Raw genomic sequence first — 12,023 nt, forward strand, 5'->3', positions numbered from 1 at the left:
GCGGCGCTCGACTCGTCGTGGGAATCGGCGATCTGAGGGGGGCGGCACGCCGTGTTGCCAGGACGCCGAGGGCAGCACGGACGAGGGGGCGCCAGGCGTGCCGCCGGAACGTCAGTCGGGGGTCACCTCACTCAGCGAGCCCGGTTCCAGGCCGAGTTCGCGCTCAGCCGTGGTGACGGGCAGGCGGAGCACCTCGGGCGCGCTGTCGACAACGTCACCGCTGTTCACCAGCGCGCCGAGGCCGTCGAGGACGATCAGGATCTGCGCGGTCGTCACCACCGGGTCGTCGGTGCGGAACTCCCCCCGTGCGACGCCGTCGCGAATGTGCCCTTCGAACCGGTCGCGCCAGGCGGCCTCCTGCGCACTGACGCGGGCGCGCAGCGCGGGCCGGTAGCGGCTCAGGTGCCGCGCGTTGAGCCAGAGGCGGCTGAGGTCGTCGTAGGCCTCTCCGGTGGTCCGGGCGAAGAACCGTGCCAGGTGCTGGACGCAGGTGGCGCCGGCGCGCTCAGCCGGGAGGAGCGCGTCGAGCTCGGCGCCCGCGGCGGTGCCGTAGGCCTCGGCCACCAGGTCGTCCACGGCGGGGAAGTAGTGGCTGATCAGCCCCGGCCGCACGGCGAGCTCCTCGGCGACGCGCCGCAGGGTGATGCACTCAAGGCCCTCAGCCAGAGCGACCCGAGCCGCCGCCGCAACGATTTCCGCATGTCTTTCCGCTGGAGACTTGCGGATTCGCTTGTTCTGAAGCCTTGACGTCATGGAAACCATGCTATTGAGTGTGCGACCAATAAACAAGCAGGTGGGTTTCCAGCATCCGGAGGGGCCGCATGGCGTCCACGCTTCCCGACCCGCACGAAGTCCCCCCGAGCCCCCGGACGGCACACCGGGAGGAGCCGCCTCCGGCGGGCGGGGCGGGCCGCGTCGAGGCCCACGGCATCGACCACATCCCCGAGCACGAGCGCCACGGCCACCCCCGGCGCCTCTTCTCCGTCTGGGCCGCGGCCAACGTCACCTATCTGAGCCTCGTCGTCGGCGGCACGCTGGTCCTGATGGGCCTGACCCTGTGGCAGGCCCTCGCCGTGATCGTGACGGGCAATCTGTTCTGGTCGCTCACCGGGCTGCTGGCCATATCCGGCCCGGCCGCGGGCGCGCCGAGCGAAGTCATCACGCGCGCGATGTACGGAATCCGCGGCAACCGGGTCAACAACGCGGTCGTCGGCTGGATGATCTCCGTGTCGTACTTCGCCCTGAACCTCGCCGCCGCCGCGACCGCCGCGTTCTCCCTCGTCGAGAAGACCGGTGTCACCACCGGCACCGGCGTGAAGACCGCCGTGGTCCTCGCCATCGCCGCGCTCACCCTGACCATCGGCGTCTACGGCCACGCCACCATCCTGCGGCTGTACCTGCCGATCACCCTGACGCTCACGGCCGTCTTCGCCGTCGTCGCCGTCCACGTGTTCCAGCACGCCGACTACGCCTACGCGCCCGCCGAGCCGCTGACCGGCACCCGTTTGTGGGCGGTCCTCATCTCCGGCGTCACCCTGGTCGGCTCCGCTCCGCTGTCGTACACCACCAGCGCAGACTTCTCCCGCTATCTGCCGCGCACGACGTCCGCCAGGGCCGTCCTCGGCTGGACCGCCCTCGGCGGCTTCGTGCCCGGCGTCGCCGTGTGCTCCCTCGGGGCGCTCGCCGCGACCTCGGTCGACATGACGGACCCGCAGGCGGGGCTCCAGCGGATCCTGCCGGGCTGGTTCCACCCGGTCTTCCTGCTCGCCCTCGTCCTCGGCACGATCGCGCTCAACGCCCTGACCTCCTACAGCGCCGGGCTCGCCCTCCAGGCCGTCGGCATCCGCATCCGCCGCTCCCTCAGCGTGATCGCCGACGGCGCCGCCGCGGTCTCCCTCACCCTGTACGCGCTCCTCGTCTCCGACTTCCTTGACACCGTCAGCGACGTCCTCCAGCTCACCGTCGTCCTGCTCGGCCCCGCCACCGCCGTCTACGCCACGGACATCGTGCTGCGCCGCAACCGCTACGACGGCCCGGCCCTGATGGACGAGACCCCCGCCAGCCCCTTCTGGTACACCGCCGGGGTCAACCCGGCCGGTGCCCTGGCGCTGGCGGGCGGCGTCACCACGGCGGCCCTGTGCGTCGACACCGCCTACACCGGACCGGTCGCCCACGCCCTGGGCGGCATGGACCTCTCCCTGCCCGTCGGCATCGTCGCCGCCTCGTCCCTGTACGCGGTCCTGACCCGGGCCACGGGCGGTGCGCGCGTCCCTCGCTGAGGAGGCGGCAGGTGTGCCCGCTGCCGTCCGGGGCAGGGGCGAGGGCGGTGACAGGAGGTGTGCATGGTCCATCTGGCGGTGCCCCTGTGGGGCTTGAGGAGTGGGCAGGGCCCACGACAGCTGACCGAACTCGGCCTGGCCCTGCTCCTGTCGAGCCTCATCGGATGGGAGCGCGCGGCACGGCACAAGAGCGCCGGGCTGCGCACGCACACCCTGGTGGGCATCGCCAGCGCGCTGATGATGGAGGTCTCCCGGCACGGCTTCGCGGGCGCGCTCGACCTGCCCGGCGTCTCCTTCGACCCCTCCCGGGTGGCCGCGCAGATCGTCTCCGGGATCGGCTTCATCGGCGGCGGCCTGATCTTCGTACGCCAGGACGTCGTGCGCGGCCTCACCACCGCCGCCACGGTCTGGCTCACCTGCGCGGTGGGCATGGCCTGCGGCGGCGGTTTGCCCGTGCTCGCCCTGGCCGCGACGGCGCTGCACTTCCTCGTCGTCCGCGGCTATCCACGGCTCGCCGCGCGTCTGCTGCCCCGCGCGAGCGGCTCCGCCGTCGAGCTGCGCATGACGTACCGCACGGGCACGGCCCTGCTGCCCCAGCTGATGGAGGCGTGCACCCGCCGCGGCTTCCGCATCCTTGACGTCAAGGTCGACCGGCTGCCCGGCGGGGCCGACCCCGAAGCCCGCGTCCTGCTGGCGCTCGAAGGCACCGGCGACACCGGACAACTCACCGCCGAACTCTTCGACCGCGACGACGTGATCGAGGTCGAGGTGACCGCTGCCACCGATGACGAATAGTCAGCCGCTCCTCAACCTCAGCCGCTCCTTGACCTCAACCGCTCCTCGGCCTCAGCCGCTCCTTGACCTCAACCGAACTTCACCTATGAGTCTTGGCGGCATGACACACGACACCACCGCTCCTCAGCGCTCGCTCCCCTCTCCCTCGACCCCCTCCGACCAGCGGTCCGGCGGCTCGGGACCGCTGTCCGACGCCACGCTCGACACCCTCGCCGAACGGCTCGCCGCCGGGGCCGACATCGTCGGCATCGGCGAGTCCACGCGGTTCTCCCGGGAGACCTTCGGCCTGCGTGACCAGCTCTTCCGCCGACTGGTGCGCCAGCACGGGTTCCGGGCCCTCGCCGTGCAGGACAGCGCCGACGTCGCCGCGGGCCTCGACCGGTACGTGCGCCTCGGCGAGGGGTCGGCCGAGGCCGCGCTCGCCGGTGCCTGGCGTCCGTGGCGCACCGTCGAGATGGCCGCGGCCCTCGACTGGATCAGGGAGTTCAACCGGGAGCACCCCGACGACCCGGTACGGATCGTCGGGGTGCGGCCCGCGCAGGCGCGGTCCGAGGACTACGACGCCGTCCTGGACCACGTGCGCGCGACCGCCCCGGAACTCCTCGCGGAACTGACCGCGCACCTCGCTCCGATCCGCACCGCGCACGACATCGACGAGCACGTGCAGCGCGCCCGGGGCACGCACCCCGGGCGGCCGTTCGTCGACCACGCCCGGGACGCGCTCGCGCTGCTCCAGGCTCGGCCCGGCGGCAGCGATGACGACGACGTCCTGACGCGGATGCGGCGGATCGTGAGCTTCCACGCGGGCAGCGTCGCCGGACGCGGCAGCTTCGCGAGCGACACCGCCGCGGAGGCGCACACCCTCGCCGAGGTCCAGCGTGACACCGGCCTGCGCCTGGTCTATTGGGACGGGATCGCGCACACCGCGGCGACCGGGACGGTCCTGGGCTCGGCCCCCGAGTCCGCGCCGCAGCCCACCGTCGGCACGCACCTGCGGGAGCGCTACGGCACGCGGTACGTCTCCGTGGCGATCGGCTTCCACCACGGAGACCTCGGCGTCGTCGCCGTTCCCGAGCCGGGCGCGGACTTCGTGGACGCGCGCCTCAGCTCGGCGGACGTGCCCGCCCGCTGGCTCGACCTGCGCCGTGACGACGTACGCCGCCAGTGGGACGGCCCCGCGAAGCTCCGCGTCATCAGCGGCGTCTACGACCCCTCGCGTGACGCCTCCGAGCACCTGGCGGTCGCTTCGCTGGCCGACGCCTTCGACGTCCTCCTGCACGTGCGCCGGGCGACCGGGGTGCGGTGGCTCGCCTGAGGTGTCAGGCGGAGCCCATCTGCCCCGACTCCCAGGCCCAGGCCGCGATCTCGACGCGGTTCCGGACGGCCAGCTTGGCCTGGATGTGGACGAGGTGGGTCTTCACCGTGGCGACGGAGATGAACAGCTCGGCGGCGATCTCCTGGTTGGTGCGGCCGCGCGCCACGCGCCGGGCCACGTCGAGCTCCCGCTCGGACAGCTCGTGCGGCGCGCCTCCCGCGGCCGCCGCGCCGCACCGCGGGCCGTGCCGCTCGGCCGTGCGCCGCAGCAGGCGCAGCGTGACGGCGGGCGAGACCAGGGCGTCGCCGCGGGCGGCGGCGCGCACCGCCTCGACCAGGAGGCCGGGCCCCGCGTCCTTCAGCAGGAAGCCGACAGCGCCGCAGCGCAAGGCCTCGTCCAGGTAGTCGTCCTGGTCGAAGGTGGTCACCACGACGACGTGCAGGGGGTCGACGGCGTCCGGCCCGGCGAGCAGCCGGGTCACTTCCAGGCCGTTGAGCTTCGGCATGCGGACGTCGACCAGGCAGACGTCGGGGCGCAGCCGCCGGGCGAGCTCCACGCACGCGGCGCCGTCCGCGGCCTCGCCGACGACCTCGATGCCGGGCTGCGCGGCGAGGATCAGCCGGAAGCCGGTGCGCACCATCTCCTGGTCGTCGGCGATCAGGACGCGCAGGGGCGCGGAGCCGGTCTCGGGGGTCGTCACGCTCATCGTGGTCAGTGTGGCAGGTGAGCCGGGGGAAACGCGGCGCGGACCCGCCAGCCACCGCCCGGGGCGGGTCCGGCCGCGAAGCTGCCGCCGACCGCCTCGACGCGCTCGCGCAGGCCGACCAGGCCGAGGCCGCCGCTGCCGCCGGGCGGCGGCCGGTCACCGGCGGGCGCGGGGCCGTTGGTGACCTCGACGCACAGGCGGCCGCCGTCCGCCGTGAGCCGCACGCGGACGTCGTCGGCCTCCGGCGCGTGGCGGCGCACGTTGGTGAGGGCCTCCTGCACCACGCGGTGCGCGGACGTCTCGACCTCCGGCGGCAGGGCGAGGTCCCGGGCGTCGGCGGAGACGTCGAGGGTGGCCGCCGCTCCCCCGCTGTCGCCATGCGCGGCCACCAGGGCGGCGAGTTCGGTGAGCAGGTCGGCGGGCCGGGTCGGGGCGTCGGGCGCGGCACGCAGCACGTGCACGAGGCGGCGCATGGAGGCGAGGGTCTCCGTGCCCGCCCGCTCGATGCCCGCCAGGAGCGGGTCGAGCTGCTCGGGCGCGGTCTCCCGGATGGTGCGGGCCGCCTGCGCCTGGACGACGATGCCGGTGACGTGGTGGGCGACGAAGTCGTGCAGGTCACGGGCGAGGGCGAGGCGCTCCGCCTCCTGCACGGCGGTCACGGCGTCGGCCCTGCGCCGGTCCAGGGAGCGCAGATAGCAGCCGAGCGCGAGCGCGCCGCCCGCCGCGACGGTGAGCAGGAACGCGAAGGTCTGGGCGTCGGAGGGGAAGCCCATGCGCACCGGCGCGGCCGCGATCGCCACGGCCAGCAGCGGGCAGAGTACGTACGCGGCCGGGACCCGTGCCGTCCGGGCCGCCAGGGTGAGCAGCGCGAGCAGGGCCGCCGACTCCAGCAGGCCCCAGCTGCCGCCCGCCGGGGCGAGCCACAGCATGCCGAGCGTCAGCGCCCCGGACGCCAGCGCGGCCCCGGCCGTCAGCGTCTCGACGGCGACGCGGCGGCCCGCGAGCAGCGCCGCCAGTGCCAGCGGCCCGGACGCCAGCGGGGGCCAGGGCCCGTCCGGCTCGTTCGACACGAGGTCGCCGAGCCAGAGCAGCAGGGCGGGTGGCAGGGCGAGGAGCAGCAGGCGACGGCGGTTCACACAGTGAATGTACGGACCAGGTCGTACGCGAGGGCTCAACCGAAAGCCGGACCGGCGCGGGTCCGATCCATCGAATGGTGGAGGCGGCGCCCGGCGCCGCGCGGCGACCGTGGAGGAACGCAGCATTCCAGGACTCCCGAAGAGAGCGACGCCCATGCCCCGAATCCCGCGCACACCGGCCTGTGCCCTCGGCGTGGCCGCGCTCGCCGTCTCCCTGACGGCGTGCGGCGGCTCGTACAACCCCTTCGACGACCACCAGGAGAAGGCCACGTACAAGACCGGCGCCGAGGCGAAGAAGGACCGGGCGTCCGTGCCGCGGTGGCTGCCGGACGACGCCACGGACATCTCGTACGTGATGTCGACGACGGGCGGGGACCGCATCTTGCGGTTCACGGCGGGCAGCGGCGGGTTCCCCTCCTCGTGTGTGCGCGGAGAGCCGCAGGGCAAGCCGCGGCTGAAGGCCGACTGGTTCCCCTCCGACGTGGCCGCGAAGGCCGACGTGAACTGCGGCACCTGGTCGGGGGCGCGGATCGGCGGCGCCCTGTACGCGTGGCAGGACCGGGACGTGGCGTCCGGGGCGCGGGGCACGGCGGCGGTGCGGATCCCGGAGCAGCGGATCGCGTGGAAGGCCTGCCGCGCCGAGGAGGGCGTGCCGAAGGGGGCCGACTGCGGCACCGTGCGGGTGCCGCTCGACTGGCGGAAGCCCGACGGCAAGAAGATCGACATCGCTGTCGTCCGGCGCGTGGCGACCGCACCGGACCGGCGCGTCGGCACGCTCGTGTTCCTGCCCGGCGGCCCCGGCAACTCCGGCGTCGACACGGTCCGGGCCACCGACACCTGGGGCGGTCTCGAACGGCGCTTCGACATCGTCAGCCTCGATCCGCGCGGCGTCGGCGCGAGCAGCCCGGTGCGCTGTCCGGCCGAGCCGTACGTCGCCATGGTGCGGGACAAGAAGCCCGCCGCCTCCGCGGCGGAGTTCGCCCGCGAGCGGGAGCGGGCGAGCGCCTTCGCCAAGGGCTGTGCCCACGCGTCCGGGCCCGTGGCCGCGCACACCGACGCGACCAGCGTCAGCCATGACATCGAGGCCGTCCGCGCCGCGCTCGGCGAAGACCGCGTCTCCCTGTACGGGCACTCGTACGGCACGGTGTACGGCCAGCGGTACGCGCAGCTGCACGGCCAGCGGGTGCGGGCCGCCGTCCTTGACGGCGTGATGGACCCGGCGGTCGGCCGTCGCGACTTCAACGCCACGAGTGCCCGCGCCCTGGAGCGGGCCTATGGACAGTTCGCCCGGTGGTGCGGCAAGAGCGAGGCGTGCGCGCTGGGCGACAAGGATCCGCGTGCGGTCTATCAGCGGGTGGCCGCCAAGGCCGCCGACGGCACCTTGCGCAACGACGGCAAGAAGGTCACGCTCGCCGCTCTGAACGGCACGCTCGACCAGATGCTCCTCACCCCGTCGTGGCCGGTGGTCGGCGAGTACCTCCAGGCCCTGGACAGCGGGAAGCCCTGGCAGGAGGACGGCGAGGAGAAGGTCGGGAAGCTGCTGCCCGTGGCCGACCAGGCGGTGTGCGTCGATCTGAACCTGCGCGCCCCCAACGCGGCGGCCTACCTCGCCGACCAGAAGGCGGCCCGCGAGGCCGCGCCCGCCTTCGGCTTCTCGCCCAACGCCGTCGGGTACGCCAACCTCTGCCTCGGCCTGCCGGAGCGCCCCACGCCCCGTCCCGCGACCCCGGGCGAGTTCCGTACCGAGCACCCGATGCTGCTGATCAACGCCCGGCACGACAACGCCACGCCCGTGGACTGGGCCCGCTCCGTCGCGCGGCGCCTCGGCGACAAGGCGGCGCTCGTGGAGGTCGACGGCTGGGGCCACGGCGCGAAGGTCTTCAACGGCGGTGCCGAGCGGAAGGCCGTCACCGACTACCTCACGCGCCTCACCACGCCCGCGCCCGGCACCGTGGTCAAGGGCAGCGTGCCGCCCGGCGCCTGACCGGTCGGTTCACGACCGGGTGAGGCGGCGCGGCCCCTCGTGGGTCTCCCGCACGGTGACGGTCAGCCGCTGCGAGGCGTGCCAGTCACCGGCGGGGTGGCCCACGAGGTAGCTCACCCGTGCCGTGCCCGGGGCGGGGCGGAGGGTGAAGACCTTGGCCTCGCCGACCTCGCCGGCGTCGATGACCTGCGTGTCGATGCGGGACGTACGCAACACCCCGGTGTCCCACCTGAGTTGGACCTGATCCCCCGCCGCCATCCCCGCGTACGGCTCGATCCGCACCATCAGCTCCGGTTCGTGCCCGCCGAGGGTGACCACGCCGTCGGCGGCCTCCTGGATCCTCGGCGCGGCCAGCTGATGTCCAGATGCGTCCTTCATCTCCCGGCCCCCTGCGACTTGGCCTCCGGCCAGGGGAATCACGACGATCCGGATCCCCTGACGCCCCTCTCCGTCACCGTCCATTCTCGACGAACTCGGCCCCGCGTACCGATAGCTCGCCCGACATTTGCCCATCGTTTGCTGGAGCGGCGACTATGCGCCGCGTGCGGGGCCCTTGACCGGGCCGCGCGAGCGGAACGTACGGCGGTAGGCGTCCGGCGGCACGCCAACGGTGCGGTTGAAGTGACGGCGCAGCGTCGTAGCGGTTCCCATGCCGGTGGCCGCGGCGATGGCGTCGATGCCGTCGTCGGTCCTCTCCAGCAACTCCTGGGCGCGGCGGATGCGTTGGGTCAGCAGCCATTGCAGCGGTGTGGTGCCGGTCGCCGCCTTGAAGTGGCGGCCCAGGTGGCGCGAGCTCATGCGTGCCTGGCGGGCCAGGTCCTCCACGGTCAGCGGCTCGTCGAGGCGCTCGATCGCCCAGGGGAGCAGCCCGGCGAGCGGATGGTCATCCTGGGCAGGCACGGGGGCGGTGACGAACTGGGCCTGGCCCCCGTCGCGGTGCGGCGGCACGACCAGGCGCCGGGCGACGGCGTTGGCGACCGACGAACCGTGGTCGAGGCGGACGAGGTGCAGACAGAGGTCCATCGCGGCGGCCTTGCCCGCGGAGGTGAGCACGCTGCCGTCGTCCACGTAGAGGACGTCCGGGTCGACCCGCACCCGCGGATAGCGGGCGGCGAGGGCGTCGGTGTGCGCCCAGTGCGTGGTGGCGCGCCTGCCGTCCAGGAGGCCCGCGGCGGCCAGGACGAACGCGCCGGTGCACAGGGAGGCCACGCGCGCCCCCGCCTCGTGGGCCGCGCGGACGGCGTCGACCAGGTCGGCGGGCGGCTCCACGTCGACGTCGGCCCAGCCGGGGACGATCACGGTGCTCGCGTGGCGGAGCCGGTCGAAGCCGTGGTCGGGCTCCAGGCGGAACCGGCCGAACCGCACGGCGCCCGCGCCGCACACGCCGACGTCGTACCAGGGCCCTGCCACGGCGTCCGGGGCGGAGCCGAAGACCTCGTACGCCACGGACAGTTCGAAGTGCAGCATCCCGTCGGTGACGGCGAGCGCGACAGAACTCATGTCCGGAATTGTACGGGGCGTGTCGTTCCAGACACTCACGCGCGGCGTCCGCACCGACCAGGATGTTCCTCGTTGATCGTTCAAGCACAGGGAGAAGTCATGACGACGGGGCAGATCGTGGCGGTGTACGGCGCTTATGGGCACACCGGTCGGTTCGTGGTGGCGCACCTGCGGGAGCGCGGGTTCGTCCCGGTCCTCTCCGGCCGGGACGCGGTCAAGCTGCGGGAGCTGGCCGCGGCCCATCCCGGCCTCGACGCCCGGCCCGCGCCGGTCGACGATCCGGCCGCGCTCGACCGCGCCCTGTCCGGCGCGGCGGCCGTGGTCAACTGCGCCGGGCCCTTCGCCACGACCGCCGCGCCCGTGATCGAGGCGGCGCTGCGCGCCGGGATCCCGTACGTGGACGTGGCGGCCGAGATCGAGGCCAACGCCGACACGTTCGACCGCTTCGCGGACCGGGCCCGCGCCACGGGAGCGGTGATCGTGCCCGCGATGGCCTTCTACGGCGGCCTCGGCGACCTGGTGGCCACGGCGGCGATGGACGACTGGACGGAGGCCGACGAGGTCCACATCGCCTACGGCCTGAACGGCTGGCACCCCACCGCGGGGACGCGTGCCGCGGGCGCGGTCTCCCGAGAGCGGCGCGGCGGCCGACGCGTCCGCTTCGCGGGCGGACGCCTGGAGTACCGCGACGACGCTCCGCCCACCCTGGAGTGGACCTTCCCCGAACCGATGGGGACCCGGTCCGTGATCGGGGAGTTCACGATGGCTGACGTCGTCACGGTCCCCAGCCATCTGCCGGTTCCCGACGTGCGCACCTACATGACCGTCGAGGCGGCCGGGGAGGTGTCGGCCCCGGACACCCCGGCCCCGGCCGCCGTCGACGAGCAGGGACGGTCGGCGCAGACCTTCGTCGTCGACGTCGTCGTGCGCTCCGGCGGCAGGGAGCGGCGCGCCGTGGCCCGCGGGCGGGACATCTACGCGGTCACCGCGCCGCTCGTGGTGGAAGCGGTGCGCCGCGTCCTGACCGGGCAGGTGAGGGCACAGGGCGTCGCCTCCGCGGGGCGGGCCTTCGACGCACCCGGCTTCCTCCGCGCGCTGGCGCCGCACATCACCGTCGAGATGCTGACGCCGCGCCCGTAGCCCGCGTGCCGCTCGCGCGGCGCGCGGGCCCGGGGCGGGCCTCGGCTCCGACGGCCGCTGGCGCGTGGTGTCAGTCCTGGTGGACTTCGTTCCTGCCGGGGCCGCCGGACAGGGTGTCCGTGCCGGGACCGCCGTACAGCTTGTCGTCGCCGCTGTTGCCGTAGATGGTGTCGTTGCCGCCCTCGCCGTACAGGACGTCGTTGCCCTTGCCGCCGTAGAGGAAGTCGTGGCCCGCTCCGGCGCGGACGGTGTCGTTGCCGTCGCCGCCGTTCAGGTTCTGCCGGTTCCCGCCGCCGCGGATCACGTCGTTGCCCGCTCCGCCGTCGGCGTCGCTGTTCTCGCCGCTGGCGTGGATCGTGTCGTTGCCGTCGCCGCCCATCGAGATGGCGCCCCTGCCCGCGCGGATCGTGTCCTTGCCGTCACCGCCGAGCACGACGCTGTACGCGCTGACCGTGAGGGTGTCGTCGCCCGTGCCGCCCAGGATCGAGTTGCCCTGGACGCCGGGGGCCTCGGTGAGGGTGTCGTTGCCCTTGCCGAGGTCGATGCGGGCGAAGTAGTAGGCGTTGTCGGTCTTGTTGGTGTACTTGACCGTGTCGCTCTTGTCACCCGCGGACAGCTCCAGGGTGGCGTACGGGTCCTGGCTCTCGAAGGTGTCGACCTTGCAGGACACCTTCGTGCGGTCGGAGCCGCTGGGGTAGGTGCAGCCGGTGCCCGCCTTGATGGTGACGACGTCGTCGATGACGTAGGTGAGGTTGTCGAGGCTCGTACCGGTCCGCGACGCGGTGATGTTCAGCCTGTTGGTCTGACCTGCGGCGGCCGTGTAGACCACCGACTTCCCGTCAACCGCGGCGGTGGCCGACGGAGCGGCGGCACCCGCCGTGCCGGACAGCAGCACCGGTGCGGCGATCCCCGCGCCGAGAGCCAGCGTCAACGCGGAAGCGGCGCTTAACGTACGGCCGCCGATGGGTCGAGAGCGCATTTCCTAACCTCCATGAGGAGTAAGTGGTTTCAACAACAACAGGGGACTCGTGGGGTGGGCACTTGGTTGCATTCCTGCCGATCGGCGAATCCGTCGCCGCGTGCCGCCAGATCCCCCTCAGAACCCTCTGACCTGCTACTTTCATACCTTCGCGGGGAAATTAACAACACAGAGAAAGGGTGGGTTCAT

Annotated in this window: 11 protein-coding genes; 5 read left to right on the forward strand and 6 right to left on the reverse strand. The window is 73.4% G+C overall.

The genetic code is table 11. From position 1 onward, the window contains the following. Positions 1–111: 111 nt before the first annotated feature. The gene (locus tag ACIG3E_RS24790; protein ID WP_399620317.1) at positions 112–762 is read right to left on the reverse strand and encodes a TetR/AcrR family transcriptional regulator; all 651 of its coding nucleotides are present in this window, start codon (positions 760–762) and stop codon (positions 112–114) included. A gap of 59 nt (positions 763–821) precedes the next feature. Here ACIG3E_RS24790 and ACIG3E_RS24795 point away from each other — a divergent pair, with 59 nt between their 5' ends. From ACIG3E_RS24795 to ACIG3E_RS24805, 3 genes are all read left to right on the forward strand, one after another. Then, entirely contained in the window at positions 822–2,279 is a 1,458-nt protein-coding gene (locus tag ACIG3E_RS24795) for a purine-cytosine permease family protein (RefSeq protein ID WP_399620319.1), read from the forward strand. A gap of 63 nt (positions 2,280–2,342) precedes the next feature. Beyond that, positions 2,343–3,074 carry an MgtC/SapB family protein gene (locus ACIG3E_RS24800; protein WP_399620321.1) on the forward strand — a complete coding sequence of 244 codons (732 nt, stop codon included), beginning with the start codon at positions 2,343–2,345 and terminating at the stop codon, positions 3,072–3,074. Positions 3,075–3,174: 100 nt separating this feature from the next. After that, a complete protein-coding gene (locus ACIG3E_RS24805) occupies positions 3,175–4,389 on the forward strand; it encodes an erythromycin esterase family protein (RefSeq protein WP_399620324.1) in 1,215 nt (404 codons plus the stop codon). A gap of 4 nt (positions 4,390–4,393) precedes the next feature. Here ACIG3E_RS24805 and ACIG3E_RS24810 read toward each other — a convergent pair whose 3' ends face one another. Both ACIG3E_RS24810 and ACIG3E_RS24815 read right to left on the reverse strand, forming a co-directional pair. Beyond that, positions 4,394–5,095: a response regulator gene (locus ACIG3E_RS24810; protein ID WP_399620325.1), complete on the reverse strand. Its 702-nt coding sequence runs from the start codon at positions 5,093–5,095 to the stop codon at positions 4,394–4,396. 5 nt (positions 5,096–5,100) lie between these two features. Next, a complete protein-coding gene (locus tag ACIG3E_RS24815) occupies positions 5,101–6,231 on the reverse strand; it encodes a sensor histidine kinase (protein WP_399620328.1) in 1,131 nt (376 codons plus the stop codon). A gap of 154 nt (positions 6,232–6,385) precedes the next feature. Between ACIG3E_RS24815 and ACIG3E_RS24820 the strand changes: the two genes are divergently transcribed. After that, complete coding sequence (locus ACIG3E_RS24820) at positions 6,386–8,215, forward strand: alpha/beta hydrolase (protein WP_399620331.1); 1,830 nt, start codon at positions 6,386–6,388, stop codon at positions 8,213–8,215. Positions 8,216–8,224: 9 nt separating this feature from the next. On the opposite strand, the gene ACIG3E_RS24825 is transcribed toward ACIG3E_RS24820, so the two are convergent. Both ACIG3E_RS24825 and ACIG3E_RS24830 read right to left on the reverse strand, forming a co-directional pair. Further along, positions 8,225–8,593 carry a hypothetical protein gene (locus ACIG3E_RS24825; protein WP_399620333.1) on the reverse strand — a complete coding sequence of 123 codons (369 nt, stop codon included), beginning with the start codon at positions 8,591–8,593 and terminating at the stop codon, positions 8,225–8,227. Between the two features lie 153 nt (positions 8,594–8,746). Then, positions 8,747–9,715, reverse strand: a complete 969-nt coding sequence (locus tag ACIG3E_RS24830) for a helix-turn-helix domain-containing protein (protein ID WP_399620335.1) — start codon at positions 9,713–9,715, stop codon at positions 8,747–8,749. Between the two features lie 99 nt (positions 9,716–9,814). Between ACIG3E_RS24830 and ACIG3E_RS24835 the strand changes: the two genes are divergently transcribed. Next, the gene (locus ACIG3E_RS24835) at positions 9,815–10,855 is read left to right on the forward strand and encodes a saccharopine dehydrogenase family protein (RefSeq protein ID WP_399620337.1); all 1,041 of its coding nucleotides are present in this window, start codon (positions 9,815–9,817) and stop codon (positions 10,853–10,855) included. 70 nt (positions 10,856–10,925) lie between these two features. Here the strand turns inward: ACIG3E_RS24835 and ACIG3E_RS24840 are convergent, their stop codons facing one another. After that, positions 10,926–11,786: a calcium-binding protein gene (locus ACIG3E_RS24840; RefSeq protein WP_399620339.1), complete on the reverse strand. Its 861-nt coding sequence runs from the start codon at positions 11,784–11,786 to the stop codon at positions 10,926–10,928. Between the last annotated feature and the right edge of the window lie 237 nt (positions 11,787–12,023).

Source organism: Streptomyces sp. NPDC053474 (genome assembly GCF_044544845.1).
Taxonomy (GTDB): domain Bacteria; phylum Actinomycetota; class Actinomycetes; order Streptomycetales; family Streptomycetaceae; genus Streptomyces.

Excerpts from the sequence above, each read along its gene's own strand:
- ACIG3E_RS24810 (WP_399620325.1), bottom strand. The coding sequence starts at position 5,095 with ATGAGCGTGACGACCCCCGAGACCGGCTCCGCGCCCCTGCGCGTCCTG.
- ACIG3E_RS24790 (WP_399620317.1), bottom strand. The coding sequence starts at position 762 with ATGGTTTCCATGACGTCAAGGCTTCAGAACAAGCGAATCCGCAAGTCT.
- ACIG3E_RS24800 (WP_399620321.1), top strand. The coding sequence starts at position 2,343 with ATGGTCCATCTGGCGGTGCCCCTGTGGGGCTTGAGGAGTGGGCAGGGC.
- ACIG3E_RS24820 (WP_399620331.1), top strand. The coding sequence starts at position 6,386 with ATGCCCCGAATCCCGCGCACACCGGCCTGTGCCCTCGGCGTGGCCGCG.
- ACIG3E_RS24835 (WP_399620337.1), top strand. The coding sequence starts at position 9,815 with ATGACGACGGGGCAGATCGTGGCGGTGTACGGCGCTTATGGGCACACC.
- ACIG3E_RS24830 (WP_399620335.1), bottom strand. The coding sequence starts at position 9,715 with ATGAGTTCTGTCGCGCTCGCCGTCACCGACGGGATGCTGCACTTCGAA.
- ACIG3E_RS24795 (WP_399620319.1), top strand. The coding sequence starts at position 822 with ATGGCGTCCACGCTTCCCGACCCGCACGAAGTCCCCCCGAGCCCCCGG.
- ACIG3E_RS24805 (WP_399620324.1), top strand. The coding sequence starts at position 3,175 with ATGACACACGACACCACCGCTCCTCAGCGCTCGCTCCCCTCTCCCTCG.
- ACIG3E_RS24825 (WP_399620333.1), bottom strand. The coding sequence starts at position 8,593 with ATGAAGGACGCATCTGGACATCAGCTGGCCGCGCCGAGGATCCAGGAG.